We start from the raw sequence: 25853 nt of genomic DNA, 5'->3' as shown, positions 1-25853 counted from the left end.
GGCATGACACGAATAGACCTTCAGATTGCCTGTTCGGCCTGCTCCGCCTGCCCGATTCGTCACCGTGCCATCTGTGCGTCGTGCGATACGGAGGAGCTGGATCGGCTGTCCGACATCAAATCCTATCGCACCTGGAAAGCGGGCGAGACCATCCTGATGGAAGGCGCGGAGCTGCCCTTCGTCGGCTCGGTCGTCAGTGGGTGCGCCACGCTCACGCGCTCGATGGAGGATGGGCGGGTCCAGATGGTCGGCCTGTTGCTGCCATCCGATTTCGTTGGCCGCCATGACCGCGCGACCGCTGCCTACGAGGTGGTCGCCGCGACCGATGTGACGTTCTGCCTGTTTCGCCGCGCCGAATTCAAGGAATTGGTGCGCGACACGCCGCATCTGATGGAGCGTATGCTGCAAATGTCGCTGGACGAGCTGGATGCCGCCCGCGACTGGATGATCCTCCTCGGCCGCAAGACGGCGCGCGAAAAGGTGGCAACTCTGCTGGCCAATATCCTGCGCCGCGCCGCTTCGTCCGGGCATCCGCTGCGCGCCGAATTGCCGCTGACGCGCGATGCGATGGCCTCGTATTTGGGTCTGACCATCGAGACGGTGAGCCGCCAGATGACGGCGCTGCGCAAGGAAGGCGTGATCGAGATGCAGGGCCATCGGGGCATCTCCTGCGCTGATTTGCCCGCGCTTTTGACCGCAGCGGGCGACGACGAGGACGGTATTCCGCTGGCGTGAACCATCCACAAAGGATAGCCTGCAGGTTGCGCGCCGCGGGCTTTTGCCGCCGAGACAACCTGCGGCTGCGTAACAGAAGACGTGAATCTCCGATCGCGGCCGGTTTCTTGACTTAAATCAAAGTGCCGATCCCCCCGGTCTGACATTCACCCCTGAAATGTTCGGAAAAGGGACGGGCGATGTCTGACTACATCAAGCTGATTGCATTTGGCCTCATTGCGCTATTCGCTGCAATCGCCGCAAATTTCGCGCGGGATCTGGCCTATCTGGTCCACGCGTTCATCATCATGTTCGTTGCGGGCGGAATGTTCGTGTGGCAACTGCGCCGCATCGACGAGCCGCTGAGCGCAACTGCTCTGGCCGAGCGCGAGCTGGCCTATATGGACGGCCCGATCCGCTACGGTATGATCGCCACGGCCTTCTGGGGCATCGCGGGCTTCTTGGTGGGCACCTACATCGCCTTCCAGCTTGCCTTCCCGGCACTCAATATCGATTGGGCTCAGCCCTTTGCCAACTTTGGCCGCCTGCGTCCCTTGCATACCTCGGCCGTCATCTTTGCCTTCGGCGGCAACGCACTGATCGCCACGTCCCTTTACGTGGTGCAGCGCACCTGCTCGGCCCGCCTCTGGGGCGGCAACATGGCGTGGTTCGTATTCTGGGGATACAACCTCTTCATCGTGCTGGCGGCGACCGGATACCTGCTGGGCGCAACGCAATCGCGCGAATATGCCGAGCCGGAATGGTACACGGACCTGTGGCTGACCATCGTCTGGGTGGCTTATCTGGCCGTATTCATGGGCACGATCATCAAGCGCCGCGAGCGGCACATCTACGTCGCCAACTGGTTCTATCTGGCGTTTATCGTCACCGTCGCGATGCTGCATATCGTCAACAATCTGGCAATTCCGGTGTCGATCTGGGGCTCCAAGTCCGTCTCGCTCTTCTCGGGCGTGCAGGATGCGATGACGCAGTGGTGGTACGGCCATAACGCCGTCGGCTTCTTCTTGACCGCGGGCTTCCTGGGCATGATGTACTACTTCGTGCCCAAGCAGGCCGGCCGTCCGGTCTATTCCTACAAGCTGTCCATCATCCACTTCTGGGCGCTGATCTTCCTTTATATCTGGGCGGGTCCGCACCACCTGCACTACACGGCGCTTCCCGACTGGGCCGCGACGCTGGGCATGGTGTTCTCGATCATCCTGTGGATGCCCAGTTGGGGCGGCATGATCAACGGCCTGATGACGCTGCAAGGCGCCTGGGACAAGATCCGCACCGATCCCATCATCCGGATGTTCGTGGCCTCGCTCGCCTTCTACGGCATGTCGACCTTCGAAGGCCCGATGATGTCGATCCGCGCGGTCAATTCGCTGTCGCATTACACTGACTGGACCATCGGTCACGTTCACTCCGGCGCGCTTGGCTGGAACGGCCTGATCACTTTCGGCGCGCTCTACTTCCTGACGCCCAAGCTGTGGGGCCGCAGAGAGATGTACTCGATCCCGGCCATCAACGCGCATTTCTGGCTCGCCACGATCGGTATCGTTCTCTACGCGTCCTCGATGTGGGTGTCGGGCATCATGGAAGGTCTGATGTGGCGCGAAGTCGACGCCAACGGGTTCCTCGTCAACTCCTTTGCCGACACGGTGGATGCCAAGTTCCCGATGTATGTGGTCCGTGGCCTTGGTGGTGTGTTCTATCTGACGGGCGCCTTGCTGATGGTGTGGAACATGTGGATGACAATTCGCGAACCGCGCACCGCCGCTGTCGCAACGCCTGCGGAGTAAGAGCATGACAAAAGACCCCAAAAGCCCCGACTACGACCCCAAGGACGATCCCAAGGTCTCGACCGCGGGCGACCTGCCGGGCGACATCCCGAACGAGCTGCCGCCCGAGACGCAGACGATCACCTTTCACCAGCGGCTCGAGCGGAACGCGACCCTGCTGCTGGTGGCCAGTTTTGCCGTGGTGGCCGTCGGCGGTGTCGTCGAGATCGCGCCGCTCTTCTGGCTGGAGAACACCATCGAGGAAGTCGAGGGCATGCGCCCTTACTCCCCCCTGGAGCTGGCCGGGCGCGAAATATATGTCCGCGAGGGCTGCTATGTCTGCCACAGCCAGATGATCCGCCCCATGCGGGACGAGGTGGAGCGTTACGGCCATTACAGCCTGGCCGCCGAGTCGATGTATGACCACCCGTTCCAGTGGGGCTCCAAACGGACCGGGCCCGACCTGGCGCGGATCGGCGGGCGCTACAGCGACGAATGGCATGTCGATCACCTGACCGACCCGCAATCCGTTGTCCCCGAAAGCGTGATGCCGAAATATGCCTTCCTCGCCGATACGCTGATCGACGGAGAGCACATCGAGGATCTGGTTTCGACGCACCGCTTTGTCGGCGTTCCCTATACCGATGAAATGGTCGAAGCGTCCTTTGCCGACTTCCAGGTGCAGACCGATCCCGATGGAGATTGGGACGCCATGGTCGAGCGCTATCCCGGCGCGCAGGTGCGCAATTTCGACGGGCAGCCGGGCACATCGGAAATGGATGCGCTGATCGCCTATCTGCAGATGCTGGGCACGCTGGTCGATTTCTCGACCTTCACGCCTGACGCGGTTCGCTGAGGAGGGCACGATGGAAACCTATTCTGTCCTGAGGCAGTTTGCCGACAGCTGGGCCTTGCTGGCCCTGACGGTGATCTTTCTGGGCGTTATTTTCTGGGCCTTCCGCCCCGGATCGCGCCCGCTCCACGATGATGCGGCGGATGTGCCGTTTCGCAATGACGACGAGCGGCCGGCCCCGCGCACGGAGGCCCGCGCGACCCCCTCATCCGGGCGCCAGGCGGGCGCTGCGCATAATGTGAAAGGAAGCGGTGATGTCTGATGACAAGCGCATAGACGAAGCGACAGGCACCGAGACGACCGGCCATAGCTGGGACGGCATCGAAGAGTTGAATACGCCGCTCCCGCGTTGGTGGCTCTGGACCTTTTACGCGACCATTGTCTGGGGGGTCATATATACCATCCTCTTCCCGGCATGGCCGCTGGTTTCGGGCACCACACAGGGCATCCTCAACTGGTCGACGCGTGGCCTCGTTGCCGCCGATATCGAGGCGGTGAACCTGTCGAACGCCGAGATCACGGAAAGCCTCGTGAACGTGGATCTTGCCGTTCTGCCCAAGAACGAGGATCTGCACCGCTTCGCAGTCTCGGCGGGCGCGTCGGTCTTTGCCAACAACTGCTCGCAGTGCCATGGCGCGGGTGCGGCAGGGGTGCAGGCCGCGGGCTATCCCAACCTGCTGGACGATGACTGGCTCTGGGGCGGCACGCTCGAGGATATCGCAATGACCGTGCGTCATGGCATCCGCAACGAGGATGATCCCGACGCGCGCTGGTCGCAGATGCCCGCCTTTGGCGACCTGCTGGAGAAAAACGAGATCGCCGAGCTGACGACCTATGTGCGCAGCCTGTCGGGCCTTGCCGAGGGCACCGAAGTGGGGGCCGAGCTTTTCGACATGAACTGCGCCGCCTGCCACGGAGCGGAGGGCATGGGCGACCGCATGCAGGGCGCGCCCAACCTGACCGACGCGATCTGGCTCTACGGTGGCACCGAGGAAGCCGTGACCGAGACCATCACGAACTCCCGGTTCGGCGTGATGCCCCCCTGGGACGAACGTCTTGGCGAGGCGCAGGTGCGCGCGGTTGCGGCCTATGTCCATGGCCTGGGCGGCGGCGAGGCCAGCGTAGCCGATCCGGCCACCGAAGCCGAGGCCGAAGAGGCGGCCAGCGTGCCGGACGCGAGCTATCCCGCGGATGCCGAGGAAACTCCGACCGAGGCCGGCGAGCCTGCGGTCACACCCGAGGCCGATACGGGCGAAGAAGGCCAGTCTGCGACTGAATAGCGCAGCCTAACAGCCCGTAAAAACAGGTAAACCGCCGCATGCCCCTTGGAAAGGCAGGCGGCGGTTGATCCATCTCAAAGCGTGCCCGCCTCGCTTGGAGGAGAAGGCGGCAACGCACAGCCAGAATGAAAGCGACAGCCATGTCCGACAATCCCCCTCTTTTCGCCGCGCAGGAGCCGATCTTTCCGCGCCGGGTTTCGGGTTTCTTCCGGCGCCTGAAGTGGTGGATCATGGCGATCACGCTGGGCATCTATTACTTCGTGCCGTGGATCCGCTGGGATCGTGGCCCGAACCTGCCCGATCAGGCCGTGCTGGTCGACTTGGCGTCGCGGCGCTTCTACTTCTTCTGGATCGAGATATGGCCGCACGAATTCTATTTCGTCGCAGGCCTGCTGATCATGGCGGGGCTGGGTCTTTTCCTCTTTACCTCGGCGCTGGGCCGGGTCTGGTGTGGCTATACCTGTCCGCAGACCGTCTGGACCGATCTCTTCCTCCTGGTCGAGCGATGGGTAGAGGGCGACCGAAACGCGCGACTGCGCCTCTGGAAGGCGCCGTGGAACTTTCATAAATGGCGCCTGCGCGTGACCAAATGGGTCATCTGGCTGGTGATCGCGATCGCGACGGGCGGCGCATGGGTGTTCTACTTTGCCGACGCGCCGACGCTGGCGGTGCAGCTCTTTACCGGGAACGCGGCCGCAGTGGCCTATATCACCATCGGCATCCTGACGGCGACCACCTTCGTCTTTGGCGGGTTCATGCGCGAGCAGGTCTGCATCTACATGTGCCCCTGGCCGCGTATCCAGGGCGCGATGATGGACGAGGGCACGCTGACCGTGGGATACCGCGACTGGCGCGGTGAGCCGCGCGGCCGGGGTGGTGCGAAACGCAAGGCCGTGGCCGATGATGTCGGCAACGCGCAGCAGGTGCGCTATGGCCTCGGCGCCAGTAAGGATGTCGCGGCGCCCCGCATGTCGCGCACCGGCGAAGAGTTGGGCGATTGCATCGACTGCATGGCCTGCGTCAACGTCTGCCCGATGGGCATCGACATCCGCGAAGGGCAACAGATGGAGTGCATCACCTGTGCGCTCTGCATCGACGCCTGCGACGAGGTGATGGCCAAGATCGGCCGCCCGCGTGGCCTGATCGACTACCTCGCGCTGGACGACCGCCCCCCGGTGCTGCCGGGCGAGCATGCGCCGGTGCGCCCCATGGGCACCGATGCGCCCGAGAATGAGGGCGCCGAAACGGGCGTTCCCGCGCCAACGGCCGCCGCGCGATCGGACGTGAGTTCGGATGGTACCGCGACGGCGTCCGTCGCCGGCGACGCCGCGCCCGCACCCAACGCCGCCGATGCGCCCTTCATCACGCCCCACAGCCGCGACTGGCAGCCGCAGCCGGTGTGGAAGCATGTGCTGCGCACCCGGACGCTGATCTATACGGCGATCTGGGCAACCATCGGAATCGCCTTGGTCTTTGCGCTCTTCATCCGGCCCGAGATCGAACTGACGGTCGCGCCGGTGCGCAATCCGACCTACGTCACGCTATCTGACGGCTCGATCCGCAACACCTACGATATTCGTCTGCGTAACAAGCATGGCGAGGCGCGTGATTTCCAGCTGTCGCTGACCTCCGAGGGCGCGCTCGATATTGCGCTGGAAGGCGCCGAGGGCACGACCGTCGAGGTGCCCGCCGACTCCACCATGCTGCAGCGGGTCTATGTGATCGCCCAGCCGGGCACACCGGCGGCGGATGCCGAACGCAGCCCGTTCCGCTTCTGGGTCGAGGACACGGCCTCGGGCGAGCGGGCGTATCGCGATACCATTTTCAATGGCAAGGAGAGCTGAGATGGGCGAAGCGGCAACGCGGGGTGAGCGCCGCCTGACGGGCTGGCATGTCCTGGCCATGTTCGTCGGGGGCTTTGTCATCATCATTGGCGTCAACCTTTGGCTCGCCTTCAGCGCGGTGCGCACCTTTCCGGGGATCGAAACCGACAGTTCCTACGTGGCCAGCCAGACATTCGACGAGGACCGCGCGGCTCAGGATGCGCTGGGCTGGGACGTGGGTCTGAATTTGGCGGACGGCCTGCTGGCGCTGGAGATCGTGGATGCCTACGGCAACGCGGTCGCGCCGGAAATCGTCGAGGCCACTCTGGGCCGCGCGACGACCGTGACCGAGGACCGCACGCCGGCCTTTGAGTGGGACGGCATGCGCTATGTCGCGCCCGTGGACCTGGCGCCGGGTAACTGGAACCTGAGGATCGATCTGCGGGCCGAGGATGGCACGCCCTTCCGGCGCCGCATCCCCCTGAGGGTGCCGCGATGAGCGCACTCGCCGCATGCCCGGCCTGCTCGGCCGCGCCTTCGGCGGCGCAGACGGCGCGGGATGCCTCGGGCGAGGTGCTGCACCTGTCGCTGCCGGGGATCAGCTGCGCCGCCTGCATCGCGGGGGTTGAGGGCACGCTGGCGAACGTGCCGGGCTTGCGCGCCGCGCGGGTCAATCTGGGCCGCCGCCGCGTGCGCATCGTGACCCAGCCGGGGCTGGGCGCCGCGCCCGCGCTGGCCGCGCTGGACGCTGCCGGCTTCGAGGCGCATGAACTGGACAATTCCGCCCTGAGCGGCGAGGCCGACGATCCGGGCCGCGCGCTTCTCGCGCGCATTGCTGTTGCGGGCTTTGCCATGATGAACGTCATGGCCCTTTCGGTCGCCGTATGGTCCGGCGCCAGCGCCACGACCGAGGCGATGTTTCACTGGATTTCGGCGGCCATCGCGTTGCCTGCACTGGCTTTTTCCGCCGTGCCGTTCTTTGCCTCCGCCGCCTCCGCGCTGCGGGCGCGGCGCGTCAACATGGATGTGCCGATCGCGCTGGCCATCGCGCTGGCCTGCGCCACTTCGCTGCATGAGACGATGTTCGGCGCGGGCGCCGATACGTGGTTCGACGCGGCGCTGTCGCTGACCTTCTTCCTCCTCGCAGGGCGCTATCTGGACCACCGCGCGCGCGCCACTGCGCGCTCGGCGGCGGCCGAACTGACCGCGCTGGAAGTGCCGCGCGCAACGCTGTTGGAGGGTGATGCGCGCCGCACGGTCGCCGTGGCTGATATCGCGCCGGGCGACCGTATCGCGCTTTCCACGGGCGCGCGCGCGCCCGTGGATGGTGTGGCCGAAGAGGCGGCGACGCTCGACCGATCGGCCCTGACGGGCGAGTCGGCGCTGGTGCGCGTGGCCCCCGGCGAGGTGATTTGCGCGGGCGAGACAGTGATGGAGGCGCCGCTGATCCTGCGCGCCACCGCGCGTGCCGAGGACAGCGCGCTGCGCCGCCTTGCGGCGCTGGTCGAGGTGGCCGAGACGGGCCGCCACCGCTATTCCGGCATCGCCGACCGCGCCGCGCGCCTCTATGCGCCGCTGGTTCATGGCCTGGCCGCGCTGGCCTTTGTTGGCTGGTATATCGGCACGGGCGACATGCATCTGGCCATCGGCATCGCCACGGCGGTCCTGATCATCACCTGCCCCTGCGCGCTCGGCCTTGCCGTGCCTGCCGTCACTGCCAGCGTGACGGGACGCCTGTTCCGCAGCGGGGTTCTGCTGAAGTCCGAAACCGCGCTTGAGCGTCTGGCCGATGTCGACTGCGTGCTTCTGGACAAGACCGGCACGCTGACGCAGGGCACGCCCCAGTTGCCCAAGCTGGACGAGGACGCGACCGGCGTCGCACTGGCGCTGGCGCTGGCCTCGGATCATCCGGTCTCGCGCGCCATCGCCGCCGCGCTGGCGGGCCACGCCGCCGCCGACGTGAGCGATATTCGCGAGGTCGCCGGCGAGGGTGTCAGCGGGATGTGGAACGGAGCGCCGGTATCGTTGGCGCGCGGGCCGCAGGGCACCGAGCTGACCATCGAGGGCCAGATCACCCCGCTGCCGATGACCGAAGCGCTTCGCCCCGGCGCCGCGCGCATGGTCGCGGCCCTCGGCAAGGCGGGCTACGAGGTGCGGATGCTGTCGGGCGACCGGACGGGGCCCGCGCGCAAGCTGGCCGATGAGCTGGGCATTGCCCATGTTCACGCCGCCATGCGCCCCGAGGACAAGGCCGCGCTGGTAGAGGAGTTGGGCAAAGCGGGCCGCCGCGTGCTGATGGTGGGCGACGGGCTGAACGATACGGCAGCGCTTGCGGCGGCGCATGTGTCGCTTGCGCCTGCCAGCGCGCTGGACGCGGCGCGAGTCGCGTCGGATGGGCTGATACTGGCCAGCGACTTGATGGCCATCCCCCAGACCCTCCGCTCGGCCCGCATGGCACTGCGGCGGATCCGGCAGAACCTGGGGATCGCGGCGGGCTATAACGCCATTGCCATTCCCATCGCGCTGGCCGGGTTTGCCTCGCCGCTTGCCGCCGCGCTGGCGATGTCGTTATCCTCGGTCACGGTTGTCATGAACGCGGTGCGCCGATGAATATCCTGATCGTCCTCATTCCCGTTTCCGTCTTTCTTGGGGCGCTTGGCCTTGTCGCCTGTATCTGGACGCTACGTCATAGCCAGTACGAAGATCTGGAAGGTGACGCCGCGCGCATTCTGCTGGATGATGACGATGCACCACGCGCGCCCGAGCCTTCGTCCAAGGAGGACTAGAAATGGCACCCAGTTACCTGACGCGCTCGCGCCTTGCGTGGGTTTCGCTGTTGGCGGTTGTTGCGGGTTTGGCCCTGACATTCCTCGCCACGGCTACCGGATTGCCGCGATGGCTGATTCCGGTGGGATACTTCACCGCACTTGGTGGCGCGGCGCTGCTTTTTATCGGTTGGCTTATGTGGAAATCCCGCCGCTAGGCGTCTTACTGCGCCGGGGCGGGCAGGGCAGGACCCAGCGTGATCTGCTCGGGCGAGATCCGCGCGCGGAAGGCCAGCACCTCGACGCCCGATGCGCGGGCCTCGGCCAGCGCAGCCGCATAGGTGGGGTCGATATCCGCGGCGGTCGTGACATGGCTGCAATCGCTGCGCTGAACCAGGTAGAGCAGCACCGCGCGCTGACCGCACTGCGCGACCTCGGCCAGTTCCTGAAGATGGCGCGTGCCGCGTGACGTGCGGGTGTCCGGAAATTCCGCCAGACCGCTCTGGCGGCAGAGCGTCACCGATTTCACCTCGACATAGGCGTCCGGCCCTGCGCCGTCTTGCAGCAGGAAATCGATGCGGCTGGCGGTGCCGTATTTCTGCTCGGGGCGCAGGGTGCCATAGCCCGCAAGCTCGGGGATCGCGCCCGCCTCCAGCGCTTCGCGGATCACGCGGTTGGCGGCGGCGGTATCGACGCAGGCCATATGTCCGTCTGTTAAACCCGCCAGACGCCATGCATAACGCAGCTTGCGCCGGGGATCGTCGTTCCGTTCGACCCAGATCGTGCTGCCGGGCTCGGCCAGCCCGGTCATCTTGCCGGGGTTGGCGCAATGGGCCACGGCCTCCTCACCCGTCTCCAGCCGGATATCGGCCAGGAAACGCTTGTAGCGCCGCAGCAGCCTTGCGCGCAAAAGTGGGGTTTGAAACCGCATGTGCCGGGGCCTATACCCAAGACAAGGGCCGATCAAGCGCGCCCGTGACGCATGAAGGAGGCCAGATGCCCAACCCCACCGCCGCGATGCTGGTCATCGGAGACGAGATCCTGTCGGGCCGTACCCATGACAGCAACACGCATCATCTTGCCGGGATGCTGACCGAGGCCGGTATCGACCTGCGCGAGGCGCGCGTCGTCAGCGATACAGAGGCGGCGATCATCTCGGCGGTCCAGACGCTGAGCGCGCGGTACGACCATGTCTTTACCTCGGGCGGGATTGGCCCGACCCACGACGACATCACCGCCGACGCAGTGGCGCGGGCAATGGGCCGCAAGATCGACGTGCGCGAGGATGCGCGCGCCATCCTGGCCGAGCATTACGACAGGGCCGGGATCGAGTTGAACGAGGCGCGCCTGCGCATGGCGCGCATCCCCGACGGCGCCACGCTGATCGACAACCCGGTCAGTGCGGCGCCGGGGTTCATCCTGGGGAATGTGCATGTGATGGCGGGGGTGCCCAGCATCTTTCGCGCAATGGTTGCCTCGGTCGTACCCATGCTGACGGGCGGCGCGCCCGTGGTGTCGCGCAGCATGGATGTGCAGCGCGGCGAGGGTGATGTGGCCGCGCCGCTGGCCGAGCTTGCGGCGCGCTTTCCGACGCTCAGCTTCGGCTCCTACCCCTACCAGCGGCAGGGCGCCTATGGCACGAACATCGTTGCACGCGGTCAGGACACGGCCGAACTGGACGCGGCGCTGGCCGAGATGAAGGACCTCTTCGGGTGACAACCTCCCTGCCGGGCGCGGCGCAGCTTTATGATGTGATCGAGGCCACATGGCCCCCCGCCGCCCGGTGGCAAGAGGGGCCGTGGACCTTGCGCGACGGGCAGGGCGGGGGCAAGCGCGTGTCGGCGGCGACGGCCCGCGGTGATGTGGGCGCACAGGATGTGGCCAAGGCCGAGGCGGCGATGCGCAAGATGGGGCAGCGTCCGCTTTTCATGCTGCGCGAGGGTGATGCGCCGCTGGATGCGCTGCTGGAGGAGGCGGGCTACGACATCGTCGATCCTGTCAACATATACGCGATCGCCCTTGCCGATCTGGACCTGACCCCGCCCGAAGCCACTGCCAGCTTTCACTTGTGGGAGCCTCTGGCGATCCAGCGCGATATCTGGGCCAGCGGCGGCATCGGGCCGGCGCGGATTGCGGTGATGGAGCGCGTACGTGGCCCCAAGACTGCGCTTCTGGGACGAACATCTGGGCGCGCGGCGGCCACGGGCTTTGCCGCGATGGATGGCAAGACGGCCATGGTGCACACGCTGGAGGTGTTGCCCGAGCATCGCCGATGCGGCGTGGCGCGCACACTGATGACCGAGGCGGCCATCTGGGCGCGCGGCGAGGGGGCCGAGATCCTATCCGTCATTTGCACCGCGCAGAACGTGGCCGCCAATGCACTGTATTCCGGGATGGGGATGACGCTGGTGGGGCGATATCACTACCGCCAGCATCCGGGCGAGGCCGCATGATGCGCCGCGCATCATTTTTCACCTGCGCCGCGCTTGCCGTGGCATTGCCAGCGGGCGCGCAGCAGCTGACGCTTCCATCCAATGCCGAGATGGTACGCGAATTGCAAAGCGCGCCGGGCAGCCATCCGGTGCCTACTGGCCCTTGGGCGGCCGGGCAGGCCCAGACGGTAACGGCGCAGGGCAAGATGACCCGCCGCGCGTGGCGCCTTTCCGGCAGTTCGATCACCACTCTGCAGCTCATGAACACCTTGGCTGCCCAGATCGAGGCGGCGGAGTTTGAAGCGCTCTACCGCTGCGAGGACACCGCGTGCGGGGGCTTTGACTTTCGCTTTGGGCTGCCGGTCATGCCGCCACCTGAAATGTTCGTCGACCTCTTCGACTATCGGTTCTTGTCGGCGCGGCGCGGGACGGGGGCGGATGCGCGCTATGTCACGCTGCTGGTCAGCCGGTCAGGGGCGACGACCTATGTGCAGGTGACACGGATCACGCCCACGGGCGCGGTCGAGACGGGCGGCGAAGGCGTGGCGCCCGAGAAGCCGGCGTCATCCGGTCCGCAGGTCGGCGCCGAGGTGGGCGATGCCGCGCTGGTGGCGGCGCTCAGGGCGAATGGCCATGTCATTCTGAGCGACCTGGATTTCGGTACTGGGGCCGCAGGCCTTGGCGCAGGGCCTTACGCGTCCTTGCAGGCGCTGGCGGCGTTTCTCATGGAGGATGCCTCGCGCCGCGTCGCGTTGGTGGGCCATACCGATACCGTGGGCGGATACGAGGCCAATCTGGTGCTGTCGCGCCGCCGCGCGCGGGCAGTGATGGAGCACTTGGTCGAGACGCTGGATGTCCCCGCCGACCAGCTGGAGGCCGATGGCATCGCCTATCTCTCCCCGCAGGCGCCGAATACGGACGCGGCCGGGCGCGAGGCGAACCGGCGGGTCGAAGCGGTTCTGCTGAGCGGGCAGTGATCCTTGGGGCAGTGTGGCGGCACCCTCTGGCCCTTTTCGCGCGAGGGCACTAAGTAGGGCGCGATACGCAAGGACATGAGGCCCGATATGCAGAACAAGCACAGCGGACGCACCACGCGCGATGGCATCCGCATCCACGATCAGGCGGATTTCGAAGGCATGCGCAAGGCGGGCGCCCTTGCCGCGCAGATCCTTGACGATATAGCGCCGCATGTGACCGTGGGGCAAACCACCGGCGCGCTGGATGAGATGATCGAAGCGATGGTCAACGAGGCTGGCGCCAAGTCCGCGACGATCGGCTACAAGGGCTATCGCCATGCCAGCTGCATCAGCGTCAACCACGTCGTCTGTCACGGCATCCCCGGTGACAAGGTGCTGAAGGACGGCGATATCCTGAACATCGACGTGACCGTCATCGTTGATGGCTGGTTCGGCGATACGAGCCGCATGTATGTCGCGGGCACTCTCAGCCGCAAGGCCGAGCGCCTGATCCAGGTCACCCATGACGCGCTGATGATCGGGATCGACGCGGTGCGTCCCGGCAACACCTTCGGCGATATCGGCCACGCCATCCAGGCCTATGCGGAGGGGCACCGGATGTCGGTCGTACGCGATTTCTGCGGTCACGGGCTGGGCCGCGTCTTTCATGCACCGCCCAACGTGGTGCATTTCGGGCGCCCCGGATCGGGGCCGACGCTGGAAGAAGGCATGTTCTTTACCATCGAGCCGATGATCAATCTGGGCCGCCCGGAGGTCAAGACGCTTGCCGATGACTGGACCGCGGTGACGCGCGACAAGTCATTGTCGGCGCAGTTCGAGCATTCGGTGGGCGTGACGGCAGACGGGGCCGAGATTTTCACCCTCTCGCCCGGCGGGCTGTTTCATCCGACCAAGGCCTGAGCCAAGGAGTTGCGCGCCGCCGATGCGGCGCGCGGCGCCAAGGTTTTTCGCGAAAAATCTTTGGAACAGTGAGTATTTTTACCAAGATGAAGTTGGGCATGCGGCGCATCATGCGCGGCGCTGGCTGATCGCGCGGCCTGCTGCGATGCCCGACGCCCAGGCCCATTGGAAATTGTAACCACCGAGCCAGCCCGTCACGTCCAGCGCCTCGCCGATGACGTAAAGGCCGGACTGTGTGTGCGCCTCCATCGTTTTCGAGCTGATGCCATCCGTGTCGATGCCGCCGAGAGTCACTTCGGCGGTGCGGTAGCCCTCGGTGCCGCCGGGGGTCAGCTGCCATGCCTGCAGTGCGCTGCAAAGCTGGCCGAGGGCCGCGTCGCTTTGATCGGCGAGGTTGCCGGTGAGGCTGAGGCCGGTCTGCTGCGGCAAGGCCGCGACGAGGCGGGCAGGCAGGTGGCGCGCAAGCTCGGTGGTGAGCTGGTGGCGGCCCGATTGGGCGCGCTGATGGCGCAATGTCTCGTAGAGTGTGCCGCCGGGATCGAGATCGAGCGTGATGGGGGTGCCCTCCTGCCAATAGGACGAGATCTGCAGCATGGCGGGGCCGGAGAGGCCGCGATGGGTAAAAAGCATCGCCTCGTCAAAGGACGCGCCGCCGGCACTGGCCCGGACGGGCAGGGCGGTGCCTGAGAGGTCGGCAAAGCGTCCATCCGGGAAGGTGAAGGGCACGAGGCCCGCCCGCGTCGGCGTGACACTCAGGCCGAATTGGCGGGCGATGTCATAGGCAAGGCCGGTCGCGCCCATCTTGGGGATCGACTTGCCGCCCGTGGCCAGCACGAGATTGCGGGCGGTGATGTGGTGCTGGGCGCCCTCGCGCGTCACCCGTGCGCGGAACTGGCTGCCGTCATGGGTGATCTCAGTCAGTTCGGTTCTCAGCCACAGATCGGCGCCCGCGCGGGTCATCTCGGTGCGCAGCATGGTGACGATGTCCTTGGCCGTCACGTCGCAGAATAGCTGGCCCAGTGTTTTCTCGTGCCATCTGATGCCATGCGCGTCGACCAGCGCGACGAACTCCCAAGGCGAATAGCGCCCGAGGGCCGATTTGCAGAAATGCGGGTTGGCCGAGAGGAAATTCGCAGGCTCGGTATGGATATTGGTGAAGTTGCAGCGCCCACCGCCCGAGATGCGGATCTTCTCGCCCGGTGCGCGGGCATGGTCGATGACCAGCGTGCGGCCCGCAGAGTGGGCCGCGCACATCATGCCGGCGGCTCCGGCGCCCAGGATCAGCGTATCGACTTGCATGGGCCACGCGATGCCCGAAGCGCCCGGCGCGGTCAAGATCGTGTGATGGCCGCCACCTGCGGCTTGTGACCCAGAAGCGGGCAGTCAGGTCTGGTGTGAGATGACCATCAGAATTGGAGAGAGACGATGAATACGCTTGATGCAGGGCAGGATTTTCCGCGGTCGCAGGTGCAGCGCCTCGGGGGTGGCACGCTGACGCTGGGCCAGCCCGACGGCGGCCATGACTGGCGGGCGGTCGTCGTCTATCGCGGACTGCATTGCCCGATCTGCAAGACATACCTCACCCAGCTGGAAGAGATTAAGCCGGAGTTTCTTGACGCGGGCGTCGATGTTGGTGCCCTGTCGGGCGATCCCGAGGAAAAGGCCACCAAGATAGCCGAGAAGACCGGCCTTTCCCCGAACCGGCGGTCTTCGTGATCAATGGCGCGAGCAAGGTGCAGATCGTCGACGTCTCGTGCGCGCCTTTTGCGCGGCCCGAGTTGACGCGGCTGGCGCGTGGCCTCGCCTTCGTCCGGGACAAGGATTACCCGGTGCGCGGCACCCATCAGGAATAGCGCGCGCTGCAAGACGCTGCGCTGACCCCCTGGGATCGCGGGGCCGGCGCGGGCCGAAAAGGCGGCGCTGCCGCGTCAAACGAGGCTTTCCAGAACCTGCCATTGCTGCTAAGCTGGCAAAACAGACCCCGCAAAGGGGCGGTGTTCGAGGCAGATGCGGCGGCTCAAATGACAGAAATGGTCTATGGATCGGCACCCGTTCGGGATGTCGAGCCGGTCCTTCCCAAGTGGTGGCGGACGATCGACAAATGGTCGATGTCATGTGTGTTGATGCTGTTCGGCATCGGCCTGCTTCTGGGGTTTGCGGCCTCGCCGCCTCTGGCGGAAAAGAACGGGTTCGCCCCGTTCCATTACGTTCAGCGCCAGATGTTTTTTGGCGGCCTCGCGATGTTGGCCATGCTGCTGACATCGATGATGTCGCCCTTGCTGGTGCGCCGTCTTGCCGTGATCGGCTTTCTGGCCTCTCTTGCCGCGCTGATGATGCTGCCCTTTCTTGGCACGGATTTCGGTAAGGGCGCGGTGCGCTGGTACAGCCTTGGCTTCGCCTCGGTGCAGCCTTCGGAATTCCTCAAACCCGGTTTTGTCGTGGTCGCTGCTTGGATGATGGCCGCCAGCCGCGAGATTGGCGGGCCGCCGGGCCTGAGCTGGTCCTTCATTTTGGCAATCATCATCGTGGCCTTTCTGGCGCTGCAACCGGATTTCGGTCAGGCGTCGCTGGTGCTGTTTGCCTGGGGTGTGATGTATTTCGTCGCCGGGGCTCCCATCCTGCTGCTGGCGCTGATGGCGGGCGGGGTCGTCTTGGTTGGCACGCTGGCCTATTCCAATTCCGAGCATTTCGCGCGCCGCATCGACGGCTTCCTGTCGCCCGACGTTGATCCGACGACGCAGCTGGGCTTTGCCACGAATGCCATTCAGGAGGGCGGGTTCTTCGGCGTCGGCGTGGGAGAGGGGACGGTGAAATGGTCACTCCCCGATGCACATACCGATTTCATCATCGCGGTCGCGGCCGAGGAATACGGGTTGGTTCTGGTCCTTTGCATCATCGCGCTTTACGGCACGGTCGTCGTGCGTTCGCTGATGCGGCTGATGCGCGAGCGTGATCCTTTCATCCGCCTCGCGGGCACCGGCCTTGCCTGCATGTTTGGCGTGCAGGCGATGATCAACATGGGCGTTGCCGTGCGCCTTCTGCCAGCCAAGGGCATGACGCTGCCCTTCGTCAGCTATGGCGGCTCTTCGCTGATCGCCGGCGGGATCGCGGTGGGGATGCTCTTTGCCTTCACCCGCTCGCGGCCCCAGGGCGAGATCGGGGATATCCTGCGAGGGCGGGCGCGATGAGCGCGCGCCAGCCCCTCATCGTGATGGCCGCTGGCGGCACCGGCGGGCATATGTTCCCCGCGCAATCGCTCGCCGAATACATGCTGGCCGAGGGCTGGCAGGTGCGCCTCAGCACCGACGCGCGCGGCGCGCGCTATACCGGGGGCTTTCCGGAAGGCACACGGATCGAGCAGATTGCCAGCGCCAGTTTCGCGCGCGGCGGGCTGGCGGCCAAGCTGCTGGCGCCCTTGCGCATCGCGGCGGGCACGGTGGCTGCGACATGGCGGATGCTGCGCGAGCGGCCCGACGTCGTGATTGGCTTTGGCGGTTATCCCAGCATTCCGGCGCTGGCGGCTGCGTGGATCCTGCGCATTCCGCGCGCCGTGCATGAACAGAACGGTGTGCTGGGCCGCGTCAACCGCGTCTTTGCCAAGCGCGTCGATGCGGTGGCCTGCGGCACATGGCCCACCGATCTGCCCGAGGGCGTCGAGGGCTACCATGTGGGCAATCCGGTGCGCGCCGCCGTGGCCGAGCGGGCTGGCGCGGGCTATATCGCGCCCGGCGATTATCCCATGTCGATCCTCGTGATCGGGGGCAGCCAAGGCGCGCGCATCCTCAGCGATGTCGTGCCGCCCGCCATTGCCGCCCTGCCGATGGATCTGCTGCGCAACGTGCGCGTCGCGCATCAGGCGCGCGGCGAGGATCTGGAGCGGGTCAGCCACTACTACGCCGAGAACGGCATCGACGCCGATGTGCAGGAATTCTTTGATGATGTGCCGCGGCGCATGAGCGAGGCACAGCTGATCATCAGCCGCGCGGGCGCGTCCTCCATTGCCGATATCGCCGTGATCGGCCGCCCGTCGATCCTGATCCCCTACGCCGCTGCCGCGGGCGATCACCAGACCGCCAACGCGCAGGGGCTGAAAGAGGCGGGCGCCGCCATCATCGTGCCCGAAAGCAGGCTGGATCACACGGCGCTGGCCCAGCAGATCGAAACCGTGATGACCCAGTCCGAAGGCGCGGCGCAGATGTCGCGCGCGGCGCTGAGTTGCGCCATGCCGGATGCGACCCAGCATTTGGCGAACCTCGTCCAAAGCATCGCACAGAAAGGCCAAGGCTAGATGAACGCAGCCACGAAACTTCCCGGCGATGTCGGCCCCATTCACTTCGTCGGTATCGGCGGCATCGGGATGTCCGGCATTGCCGAGGTGCTGCTGAACCATGGCTACACGGTGCAGGGATCTGACCTCAAGCGCTCGCCGCTGACAGATCGTCTGGCCGAAAAGGGCGCGCGGATCTTCGAAGGCCAGCGGGCCGAGAACCTCGCGGACGCCGAGGTGGTCGTCATCTCCTCCGCAATCAAGCCGGGCAATCCCGAACTGGACGAGGCGCGCCGCCAGGGCCTGCCCGTCGTGCGCCGGGCCGAGATGCTGGCCGAGTTGATGCGCCTCAAGTCGAACATCGCGGTCGCCGGCACGCATGGCAAGACGACCACCACCACGATGGTCGCGGCGCTGCTGGATTATGGCCAGTTCGATCCCACGGTGATCAATGGCGGCATCATCCACGCCTATGGCAGCAACGCGCGCGTCGGCGGCGGCGAATGGATGGTGGTCGAGGCCGATGAAAGCGACGGCACCTTCAACCGGCTGCCCGCCACCATCGCCATCGTGACCAATATCGACCCCGAGCATATGGATCACTGGGGCACGGAAGAGGCGCTGCACAAGGGATTTGAGGATTTCGTCAGCAATATCCCCTTCTACGGGCTCGCCGTCTGCTGCACCGATGATGTCGATGTGCAGCGGCTGGTGGGCAAGATCACCGACCGGCGCGTCGTGACCTACGGCTTCAACGCGCAGGCCGATGTGCGCGCGGTCAACCTGCGCTATGCCAAGGGTGTCGCACATTTCGACGTGGCGCTGCAGGCCGAAGGCAAGATGATCGAAGGCTGCACCCTGCCGATGCCGGGCGATCACAACGTCTCGAACGCGCTCAGCGCCGTGGCCATCGCGCGCCATCTGGGCATGAAAACGGCCGAGATCCGCGATGCACTGGCCAGCTTCGGCGGCGTCAATCGCCGCTTTACCCGCGTGGGCGAGGTGGATGGCGTCACGATCATCGACGATTACGGCCACCATCCGACCGAGATTTCTGCCGTGCTGAAGGCCGCGCGCCATGCCACCGAGGGCCGCGTCATCGCCGTGCACCAGCCGCACCGCTACACCCGCCTGCATCACCATTTCGAGGAGTTCTGCGCCTGCTTCAACGAGGCCGACGTGGTGGCCATCGCGCCGGTCTATGCGGCGGGGGAGGATCCGATCGAGGGCGCCAGCCGCGACGATCTGGTCGCGGGCCTCATTGATAGAGGCCACCGCGACGCCCATGCCATCGAAGGCGAAGAGGATCTGGCCGACCTGATCCGCGCCCATGCCCGCCCCGGCGACATGGTGGTCTGCCTTGGCGCGGGCACGATCAGCGGCTGGGCCAACCGCCTGCCGGACGCCTTGAAAGTCTCGGAAATGCAGGAAGGATAGCCCATGCCCGCGTCGCTGATACTGGCCTGCCTCTGGGCGCTTGGTGCCAACCTATTGGCGATGACCCCCAGCCGGGACAAACATTGGCGCGCGGCCTATGTCCTGATCGCGGTGGGAATCCCGATCGTGGGCTATGTGACGTATCAGACCGGTCCGCTGATGGGTGTGCTGTGCCTTCTGGCGGCCATGTCGATGCTGCGCTGGCCGGTGATCTATCTGTGGCGCTGGCTGCGCAGAAACGGGGCCGCCCCCGCGCCTGAACTGGCCGAAGATCCATGACCGGCCTGCCGCCGACGCTGACCCTTCTGATGATTGCCGCCTTTTGCGTGGGCGCGGGCATCTTCTACCGCGTGGCGATGCAGCACAGCCGCCATGCCGCGCTGATCGGCTGGGGCGTTTGCGGTGCCGTCGTCGTCGCTCTGGGATGGGCAGCCTACGCGTTGCAGGCCGGGCCGGGTGCGGCGATCTTTACCGGGCTGATCCTGCCCGTCTGGATGATGGGGGCGTTGGTCGGCCTGATCGTCGGCCTTGTCCGCCGCGCAGTCCAGAAATGAGCCGCCCCATGCCCACCCCGCGCGGGCGCCTGACGGCGCAGCGCAGCCTTGCGGACCTCACATGGCTGCGCGTCGGCGGACCTGCCGACTGGCTGTTTCAGCCTGCGGATGAAGAGGATCTGGCAGAATTCCTACGCAATCTGGACCCAGGCATCGCCGTCTTTCCCATGGGCGTCGGCAGCAACCTGATCGTGCGTGATGGAGGGCTGCGCGCCGTGGTGATCCGCCTTGGGCGCGGCTTCAACACCATCGAGGTCGACGGCACCCGTGTCACCGCCGGTGCCGCCGCGCTCGATGCCCATGTCGCGCGGCGCGCGGCGGAGGCGGGGGTCGATCTGACTTTCCTGCGCACCATTCCGGGCGCCATTGGCGGCGCGCTCAGGATGAATGCGGGCTGCTATGGCACCTATACGGCTGACGTCTTTGTCAGTGCCCGCGCGGTCACGCGGCAGGGCGAGATTGTCACGCTGGGGGCGGAGGATCTGAATTTCCGCTACCGCCAGACCGATCTGCCCGAGGGCTGGGTGCTGACCTCGGCCACGCTGACCGGGCCTGAGGGCGATCCTGCCGATCTGGCCGCGCGCATGGAGGCGCAGCTGAAAAAGCGGGACGAGACGCAGCCGACCAAGGACCGCACCGCCGGCAGCACCTTTCGCAATCCGGCAGGGTTCAGCAGCACGGGCGCGGCGGATGATGTCCATGATCTCAAGGCATGGAAGGTGATCGACGACGCCGGCATGCGCGGCGCGCGACGCGGCGGCGCGCAGATGAGCCCGATGCACTCGAACTTTCTGGTCAATACCGGCGGCGCCACGGCCGCCGATCTGGAGGGGCTGGGCGAAGATGTCAGAAAAAAGGTTTTTCAAACCAGCGCAATAGAGTTAGAGTGGGAAATCATGAGGGTCGGCGAACCGGCCCCTTCGGGAGGTGCTCCCGCACAGGACACTAAGAAAGACCAAAAAGACCAGGGCTGAAAACAGCCCGATACCAATAAAAACAGGGCCGTGAACGGCCAAAAATCAAAAAAGGGCCGCAAACGGCCCGGGACATTGAGGCAGATCGGTGGTTCGTTCGAGCAGAACAAACCCCAAAGTCGCGGTAATCATGGGCGGGTCGTCGGCAGAGCGCGACGTGTCGCTGTCATCAGGGCGTGAATGCGCCGCCGCGCTGAGGGATGAAGGCTATGATGTAGCCGAGGTGGACGCTGGCGCGGACCTCGCGCAAAAACTGTCCCAGATTGCACCCGATGTCGTCTTCAACGCGCTTCATGGCCGCTGGGGCGAGGATGGCTGCGTGCAGGGCTTGCTGGAATGGCTGCGCATCCCCTACACCCATTCGGGCGTTTTGTCCTCGGCCCTCGCCATGGACAAGGAGGCGACCAAATCCGCCTACCGCGCCGCAGGCCTGCCGGTCGTGCCCAGTATCATTGCCAATCGCGATGACGTGCGCGCGGCGCACCCGATGCAGCCGCCCTACGTGGTCAAACCCTATAATGAAGGCTCCAGCGTCGGCGTCTATATCGTGCATGAGGACGCCAACGGCCCCGCGCAGTTGAGCGATGACATGCCCGAGCGCGTGATGGTCGAGGCCTATGCGCCCGGCCGCGAGTTGACCACCACGGTCGTCGGCGACCGCGCACTGACGGTGACCGACATCATCACCGAGGGCTGGTATGATTACTCGGCCAAGTACGAGCTGGGCGGATCGCGCCATGTCGTGCCCGCCGGGATCCCGCAGGACATCTTTGATCTGTGCATGGATTACGCGCTCAAGGCGCATGAAATCCTCGGCTGCCGGGGTGTCAGCCGCACCGATTTCCGCTGGGACGAAAGCAAGGGGCAGGCGGGTCTGATCCTGCTCGAAACGAACACGCAGCCGGGCATGACGCCCACCTCGCTTTCGCCGGAACAGGCGCAGGCCACAGGCATGAGCTTTGGCGCGCTCTGCCGCTGGATGGTGGAGGACGCCTCATGCGATCGCTGAGCCTCCGCCAAAGCAGTGCCCGCCAGACGGGCGCCAAGGCCGATCCCGCGCCGTCGCGCTGGTCCTACCGGATGCAGCGCGTGCTGCTGACGCCAATGTATCGCCGGATGCTGCGTTTCGGCATTCCGTTCTGCCTCAGCTTCGGCATCGGGACCTGGTATTTCTCGGACCCCGCCGTGCAGCAGCGCATAGGGCTGGCCATTGTCGATTTGCGTCACCAGATCCAGACACGCCCCGAATTCATGGTCAAGCTGATGTCCGTCGAGGGCGCCAGCGACCGGGTAGCCGAAGACGTGCGCGATAGCTTCGCCTATACGCTTCCGGCCAGCTCCTTCGACATGGACCTCGACGCCGTACGTCTGGCAGTCGAGGAAATTCCGGCCGTTGCCGCCGCCGCCGTGCGCGTGCGCCAGGGCGGCGTTCTGGAAATTCGCATCAGCGAGCGGCGCCCTGCCGCCATGATCCGCGTGCAGGGCGGCCTGATCGTCGTGGACGAGGCTGGCGTTGCGCTGGATGCCGCTGCGCATCGCGGCGAGCGGCCCCACCTTCCCGTGCTGACCGGCCCCGGCGCCGAAGAGGCCGTGGCCGAGGCGCTGGCTATCCGCGCCGCCGCCGCGCCGCTTGCCGGACGGCTGCGGGGCCTCGTGCGCATGGGCGAGCGGCGCTGGGATTTGGTGCTGGACCGAGACCAGCGCATCCTTCTGCCCGAGGACGATCCGGTGCGCGCGCTCGAGCGCGTGATCGTGCTCAGCGAGGCTCAGGACATGCTGGAGCGCGATATCGCGGTGGTGGACATGCGGCTGTCGGATCGCCCGACGCTGCGAATGAAAGAGCGAGCCAAGACCGAATGGTGGCGCGTGCGGAATGAAAAGACGGGGACAGGCGCAGAATGATCGAACTTTATGAATCCCAGCGCGCGATGCGCAACATGCGGCGCGCGGCAATGCAGCGGGGCGTCGTGGCGGTGCTGGACGTGGGCACCTCCAAGATCGCCTGCCTCGTGTTGCGCTTCGACGGGACCAGCCCGCGCAAGGATGACGGCATCGGCGCAATGGCGGGGCAGGCGGGCTTTCGCGTCATCGGCGCGGCTACCACCCGCTCGCGCGGTGTGCGTTTCGGCGAGATCGACGCGATGGCCGAGACCGAGCGCGCCATCCGAACTTCGGTTCAGGCCGCGCAGAAGATGGCGAACATGCGCGTCGATCATGTCATCGCGTGCTTCTCCGGCGCCTCCCCGCGCAGCTACGGATTGGCCGGGCAGGTCGAGCTTGAGGGACATAACGTCTCGGAACAGGATGTGAGCCGGGTGCTGTCCTCCTGCGAGGTCCCGGATTTCGGCGACGGGCGCGAGGTGCTCCACGCGCAGCCGGTGAATTTCGCGCTTGATCACCGCTCGGGGCTGATCGATCCGCGCGGTCAGATCGGCAACACGCTGAGCACCGACATGCATATGCTGACGGTTGACGGCGCCGCGATCCAGAACCTTGCCCATTGCGTCAAGCGCTGCGATCTGGAACTGGCGGGCGTCGCCAGCTCGGCCTATGTCGCGGGCATCTCAAGCCTCGTCGAGGACGAGCAGGAACTGGGCGCCGCCTGTATCGACCTCGGTGGCGGCAGCGCCGGCATATCGATCTTCATCAAGAAGCACATGATCTATTGCGACAGCGTCCGCATGGGCGGCGAGCATGTGACGTCCGACATCTCCATGGGCCTGTCGGTGCCCACGGCCACCGCCGAGCGGATCAAGACCTTCTACGGCGGCGTCGTCGCCACCGGGATGGACGACCGTGAGATGATCGAGATCCATGGCGATACCGGCGACTGGGACCATGACCGCCGCAGCGTCAGCCGCGCCGAGCTGATCGGCATCATGCGCCCCCGCGTCGAGGAGATCCTGGAGGAAGTGCGCGCGCGGCTGGATGCCGCGGGCTTCGATTGCCTGCCCAGCCAGCAGATCGTGCTGACGGGCGGGGGCAGCCAGATCCCCGGTCTCGACGGACTGGCCTCGCGCATCCTCGGCCAGCAGGTGCGCCTTGGACGGCCCCTGCGCGTGCACGGGTTGCCACAGGCGGCGACGGGCGCGGGATTTGCCAGTGCGGTGGGCATGTGCCTCTTTGCTGCCAACCCGCAGGACGAATGGTGGGACTTCGAATTGCCGGTCGACCGCTATCCTCAGCGATCGCTCAAACGCGCGGTGAAATGGTTCAAGGACAACTGGTGACCGCAAGATCGGGTGTCATCGGCAAAATCCCGCGAAAAAGCGCGAAAAAATGACTAGATTTGGTGTAGAAAGAGCGTTTTTTAGGTGACGATCCGGGTAATCCCCGGTAATAATTCCAATTAAGGCAGAAAAATGGCCCGCGAATGTGGGCGCAAACACAGGCGGACAGAGCAATGACATTGAACCTCACCATGCCCGGACGCGAAGATCTCAAGCCCCGCATCACCGTTTTCGGTGTCGGCGGTGCTGGCGGTAACGCGGTCAACAACATGATCGAAAAAGAGCTGGATGGGGTCGATTTCGTCGTTGCGAACACGGACGCCCAGGCGCTGCAGCAGTCGAACGCCGAGAACCGCGTCCAGCTGGGCGTCAAGGTGACAGAAGGCCTGGGCGCGGGCGCCCGTGCCTCGGTCGGCGCCGCCGCTGCTGAAGAGAGCATCGAGCAGATCGTCGATCACCTTGCAGGCGCGCATATGTGCTTTATCACCGCCGGCATGGGCGGCGGCACCGGCACCGGCGCCGCGCCGATCATCGCGCAGGCCGCGCGCGAGCTGGGTGTACTGACCGTCGGCGTCGTGACCAAGCCCTTCCAGTTCGAGGGCGGCAAGCGGATGAAGCAGGCCGAGGACGGCGTTGATGCGCTGCAAAAGGTCGTCGACACGCTGATCATCATCCCCAACCAGAACCTGTTCCGCCTCGCCAACGAGAAAACCACCTTCACCGAAGCCTTCTCGATGGCCGATGATGTCCTTTATCAGGGCGTCAAGGGTGTTACCGATCTGATGGTCCGTCCGGGCCTGATCAACCTCGACTTTGCCGACGTGCGCGCCGTGATGGACGAGATGGGCAAGGCGATGATGGGCACCGGCGAGGCCGAGGGCGAGGATCGCGCGATCCAGGCCGCCGAAAAGGCCATCGCCAACCCGCTGCTGGACGAGATCAGCCTCAAAGGCGCCAAGGGCGTGCTGATCAACATCACAGGCGGCACCGACCTGACCCTGTTCGAGCTGGACGAGGCGGCAAACCGCATCCGCGAAGAAGTGGACTCCGAGGCGAACATCATCGTCGGCTCTACCATGGATCCCGGCATGCAAGGCATGATGCGCGTCAGCGTTGTGGCAACCGGCATCGACGCCGCCCCCGCCACCACCGAAGTTCCGGTCCCCCGCCGGTCGCTGGCCGAGCCGCTGCGCCAGACCTCCAGCGTCGAAGAGCGTGAGGACATCGCGGCCAAGCCTGCACCCGCCGCCCCGGCGCCCCAGCCCGAGCCTGTCGCTGCCCGCAGCGAAGAGCAGGGAGAGCCGTCGCTCTTTACCCAGGTCGAGGCCGAGCGCGCCGCTGCCGAGGACCAGATGGAAGACATCTTCGAGCCGCGTGAGGAGCGCGCCGCGCCCGCGCCGCGTCCTGCGGCCCGCGCGGATGACGATCTGCCTCCCCCCGCCTACGTGCCGCGCGCAACGGAGGAGGATGAGGAAGATCTGAACGCTTATGTCGCCCCGCGCGCGCCGACGCCCGGCACGCCCTCGCCCGAGGCGATGGAACGTCTGCATCACGCCGTCGGTAACGCGGCCTCGCGCCGCCCCGAAGGCGCGCAGGCCCCGCAGCCCCGCGCACAACAAGAGCCGCCGCGCGAGCCTCAGCAGCAACCGCAGTCCGAGCGTCCGCGTTTTGGCATCAATTCGCTGCTGAATCGGATGACCGGTCACGGCCAAGAAGGTGAAGCGCCGCGCCAGCCGCGTCAGCAGCCCAGCGTGCAGGCGCAACAGCCAGCCCGCGCCGAGCCCGAGGAAGAGCGCGACGAGCAGATCGAGATCCCCGCGTTCCTGCGCCGTCAGGCCAACTGATCGCGGCCTCACGGCAGTG

General features: G+C 65.9%; 28 protein-coding genes. 26 read left to right on the top strand and 2 right to left on the bottom strand.

Features of this window, described 5'->3' with window-relative positions:
* The first annotated feature begins 3 nt into the window (after positions 1 to 3).
* The 10 genes from fnrL to ACEWPM_RS07125 all read left to right on the top strand — a co-directional run bounded on the left by fnrL (position 4) and on the right by ACEWPM_RS07125 (position 9437).
* The gene (gene fnrL / locus ACEWPM_RS07170) at positions 4 to 735 is read left to right on the top strand and encodes a transcriptional regulator FnrL (protein ID WP_393963319.1); all 732 of its coding nucleotides are present in this window, start codon (positions 4 to 6) and stop codon (positions 733 to 735) included.
* A 179-nt stretch (positions 736 to 914) separates the two neighbouring features.
* Positions 915 to 2519 carry a cytochrome-c oxidase, cbb3-type subunit I gene (gene ccoN / locus ACEWPM_RS07165; protein ID WP_393963320.1) on the top strand — a complete coding sequence of 535 codons (1605 nt, stop codon included), beginning with the start codon at positions 915 to 917 and terminating at the stop codon, positions 2517 to 2519.
* Between the two features lie 4 nt (positions 2520 to 2523).
* The gene (gene ccoO / locus ACEWPM_RS07160) at positions 2524 to 3354 is read left to right on the top strand and encodes a cytochrome-c oxidase, cbb3-type subunit II (protein WP_393963321.1); all 831 of its coding nucleotides are present in this window, start codon (positions 2524 to 2526) and stop codon (positions 3352 to 3354) included.
* Between the two features lie 10 nt (positions 3355 to 3364).
* Positions 3365 to 3613 (top strand): cbb3-type cytochrome c oxidase subunit 3, encoded by a 249-nt coding sequence (locus ACEWPM_RS07155; protein ID WP_393963322.1) that lies wholly within the window; start codon positions 3365 to 3367, stop codon positions 3611 to 3613.
* Entirely contained in the window at positions 3606 to 4631 is a 1026-nt protein-coding gene (gene ccoP / locus ACEWPM_RS07150; RefSeq protein WP_393963323.1) for a cytochrome-c oxidase, cbb3-type subunit III, read from the top strand. Before ACEWPM_RS07155 ends, ccoP begins: the two co-directional genes overlap by 8 nt.
* Before the next feature lie 140 nt (positions 4632 to 4771).
* On the top strand, positions 4772 to 6475 hold the full coding sequence (gene ccoG, locus ACEWPM_RS07145) for a cytochrome c oxidase accessory protein CcoG (protein WP_393963324.1): 1704 nt from the start codon (positions 4772 to 4774) through the stop codon (positions 6473 to 6475).
* Position 6476: 1 nt separating this feature from the next.
* Positions 6477 to 6953, top strand: a complete 477-nt coding sequence (locus ACEWPM_RS07140; RefSeq protein WP_393963325.1) for a FixH family protein — start codon at positions 6477 to 6479, stop codon at positions 6951 to 6953.
* The gene (locus ACEWPM_RS07135; protein WP_393963326.1) at positions 6950 to 9064 is read left to right on the top strand and encodes a heavy metal translocating P-type ATPase; all 2115 of its coding nucleotides are present in this window, start codon (positions 6950 to 6952) and stop codon (positions 9062 to 9064) included. Before ACEWPM_RS07140 ends, ACEWPM_RS07135 begins: the two co-directional genes overlap by 4 nt.
* Entirely contained in the window at positions 9061 to 9240 is a 180-nt protein-coding gene (gene ccoS / locus ACEWPM_RS07130) for a cbb3-type cytochrome oxidase assembly protein CcoS (RefSeq protein WP_393963327.1), read from the top strand. Before ACEWPM_RS07135 ends, ccoS begins: the two co-directional genes overlap by 4 nt.
* Before the next feature lie 2 nt (positions 9241 to 9242).
* A complete protein-coding gene (locus tag ACEWPM_RS07125; RefSeq protein WP_393963328.1) occupies positions 9243 to 9437 on the top strand; it encodes a hypothetical protein in 195 nt (64 codons plus the stop codon).
* 5 nt (positions 9438 to 9442) lie between these two features.
* Here ACEWPM_RS07125 and sfsA read toward each other — a convergent pair whose 3' ends face one another.
* A complete protein-coding gene (sfsA, locus tag ACEWPM_RS07120) occupies positions 9443 to 10150 on the bottom strand; it encodes a DNA/RNA nuclease SfsA (RefSeq protein ID WP_393963329.1) in 708 nt (235 codons plus the stop codon).
* A gap of 65 nt (positions 10151 to 10215) precedes the next feature.
* Between sfsA and ACEWPM_RS07115 the strand changes: the two genes are divergently transcribed.
* The 4 genes from ACEWPM_RS07115 to map all read left to right on the top strand — a co-directional run bounded on the left by ACEWPM_RS07115 (position 10216) and on the right by map (position 13528).
* Positions 10216 to 10935: a competence/damage-inducible protein A gene (locus tag ACEWPM_RS07115; protein WP_393963330.1), complete on the top strand. Its 720-nt coding sequence runs from the start codon at positions 10216 to 10218 to the stop codon at positions 10933 to 10935.
* Positions 10932 to 11672 (top strand): GNAT family N-acetyltransferase, encoded by a 741-nt coding sequence (locus ACEWPM_RS07110; protein ID WP_393963331.1) that lies wholly within the window; start codon positions 10932 to 10934, stop codon positions 11670 to 11672. Before ACEWPM_RS07115 ends, ACEWPM_RS07110 begins: the two co-directional genes overlap by 4 nt.
* The gene (locus ACEWPM_RS07105) at positions 11669 to 12628 is read left to right on the top strand and encodes an OmpA family protein (protein ID WP_393963332.1); all 960 of its coding nucleotides are present in this window, start codon (positions 11669 to 11671) and stop codon (positions 12626 to 12628) included. The genes ACEWPM_RS07110 and ACEWPM_RS07105 overlap by 4 nt, the downstream gene beginning before the upstream one ends.
* A 75-nt stretch (positions 12629 to 12703) precedes the next feature.
* Positions 12704 to 13528 carry a type I methionyl aminopeptidase gene (gene map / locus ACEWPM_RS07100; RefSeq protein ID WP_393963333.1) on the top strand — a complete coding sequence of 275 codons (825 nt, stop codon included), beginning with the start codon at positions 12704 to 12706 and terminating at the stop codon, positions 13526 to 13528.
* Between the two features lie 108 nt (positions 13529 to 13636).
* On the opposite strand, the gene ACEWPM_RS07095 is transcribed toward map, so the two are convergent.
* Entirely contained in the window at positions 13637 to 14827 is a 1191-nt protein-coding gene (locus ACEWPM_RS07095; RefSeq protein WP_393963334.1) for a BaiN/RdsA family NAD(P)/FAD-dependent oxidoreductase, read from the bottom strand.
* A 126-nt stretch (positions 14828 to 14953) separates the two neighbouring features.
* On the opposite strand from ACEWPM_RS07095, the gene ACEWPM_RS07090 reads away from it, so the two are divergent.
* The 12 genes from ACEWPM_RS07090 to ftsZ all read left to right on the top strand — a co-directional run bounded on the left by ACEWPM_RS07090 (position 14954) and on the right by ftsZ (position 25834).
* Positions 14954 to 15244: a redoxin domain-containing protein gene (locus tag ACEWPM_RS07090; RefSeq protein ID WP_393963335.1), complete on the top strand. Its 291-nt coding sequence runs from the start codon at positions 14954 to 14956 to the stop codon at positions 15242 to 15244.
* A complete protein-coding gene (locus ACEWPM_RS07085; protein WP_393963336.1) occupies positions 15241 to 15381 on the top strand; it encodes a hypothetical protein in 141 nt (46 codons plus the stop codon). The genes ACEWPM_RS07090 and ACEWPM_RS07085 overlap by 4 nt, the downstream gene beginning before the upstream one ends.
* Before the next feature lie 168 nt (positions 15382 to 15549).
* Complete coding sequence (locus ACEWPM_RS07080; RefSeq protein ID WP_393963337.1) at positions 15550 to 16716, top strand: peptidoglycan glycosyltransferase FtsW; 1167 nt, start codon at positions 15550 to 15552, stop codon at positions 16714 to 16716.
* A complete protein-coding gene (gene murG, locus ACEWPM_RS07075; RefSeq protein WP_393963338.1) occupies positions 16713 to 17816 on the top strand; it encodes an undecaprenyldiphospho-muramoylpentapeptide beta-N-acetylglucosaminyltransferase in 1104 nt (367 codons plus the stop codon). The genes ACEWPM_RS07080 and murG overlap by 4 nt, the downstream gene beginning before the upstream one ends.
* Positions 17817 to 19232, top strand: a complete 1416-nt coding sequence (gene murC, locus ACEWPM_RS07070) for a UDP-N-acetylmuramate--L-alanine ligase (protein ID WP_393963339.1) — start codon at positions 17817 to 17819, stop codon at positions 19230 to 19232.
* 3 nt (positions 19233 to 19235) lie between these two features.
* Complete coding sequence (locus ACEWPM_RS07065; RefSeq protein WP_393963340.1) at positions 19236 to 19511, top strand: DUF2484 family protein; 276 nt, start codon at positions 19236 to 19238, stop codon at positions 19509 to 19511.
* A complete protein-coding gene (locus tag ACEWPM_RS07060) occupies positions 19508 to 19786 on the top strand; it encodes a hypothetical protein (RefSeq protein WP_393963341.1) in 279 nt (92 codons plus the stop codon). The genes ACEWPM_RS07065 and ACEWPM_RS07060 overlap by 4 nt, the downstream gene beginning before the upstream one ends.
* A gap of 8 nt (positions 19787 to 19794) precedes the next feature.
* Entirely contained in the window at positions 19795 to 20760 is a 966-nt protein-coding gene (gene murB / locus ACEWPM_RS07055; protein ID WP_393963342.1) for a UDP-N-acetylmuramate dehydrogenase, read from the top strand.
* Positions 20761 to 20848: 88 nt separating this feature from the next.
* Positions 20849 to 21769 carry a D-alanine--D-alanine ligase gene (locus ACEWPM_RS07050; protein WP_393963343.1) on the top strand — a complete coding sequence of 307 codons (921 nt, stop codon included), beginning with the start codon at positions 20849 to 20851 and terminating at the stop codon, positions 21767 to 21769.
* Entirely contained in the window at positions 21757 to 22662 is a 906-nt protein-coding gene (locus tag ACEWPM_RS07045; RefSeq protein ID WP_393963344.1) for a cell division protein FtsQ/DivIB, read from the top strand. The genes ACEWPM_RS07050 and ACEWPM_RS07045 overlap by 13 nt, the downstream gene beginning before the upstream one ends.
* Positions 22659 to 23990, top strand: coding sequence for a cell division protein FtsA (ftsA, locus tag ACEWPM_RS07040; RefSeq protein ID WP_393963345.1), 1332 nt, complete (start codon positions 22659 to 22661; stop codon positions 23988 to 23990). The genes ACEWPM_RS07045 and ftsA overlap by 4 nt, the downstream gene beginning before the upstream one ends.
* 173 nt (positions 23991 to 24163) lie before the next feature.
* On the top strand, positions 24164 to 25834 hold the full coding sequence (gene ftsZ, locus ACEWPM_RS07035) for a cell division protein FtsZ (protein ID WP_393963346.1): 1671 nt from the start codon (positions 24164 to 24166) through the stop codon (positions 25832 to 25834).
* Positions 25835 to 25853 lie beyond the last annotated feature (19 nt).

The organism is Roseovarius maritimus (assembly GCF_043355895.2).
Classification (GTDB): domain Bacteria; phylum Pseudomonadota; class Alphaproteobacteria; order Rhodobacterales; family Rhodobacteraceae; genus Roseovarius; species Roseovarius maritimus.
Note: the sequence above shows the minus strand (reverse complement) of the source record. Positions and strands in the feature narration are given on the sequence as shown.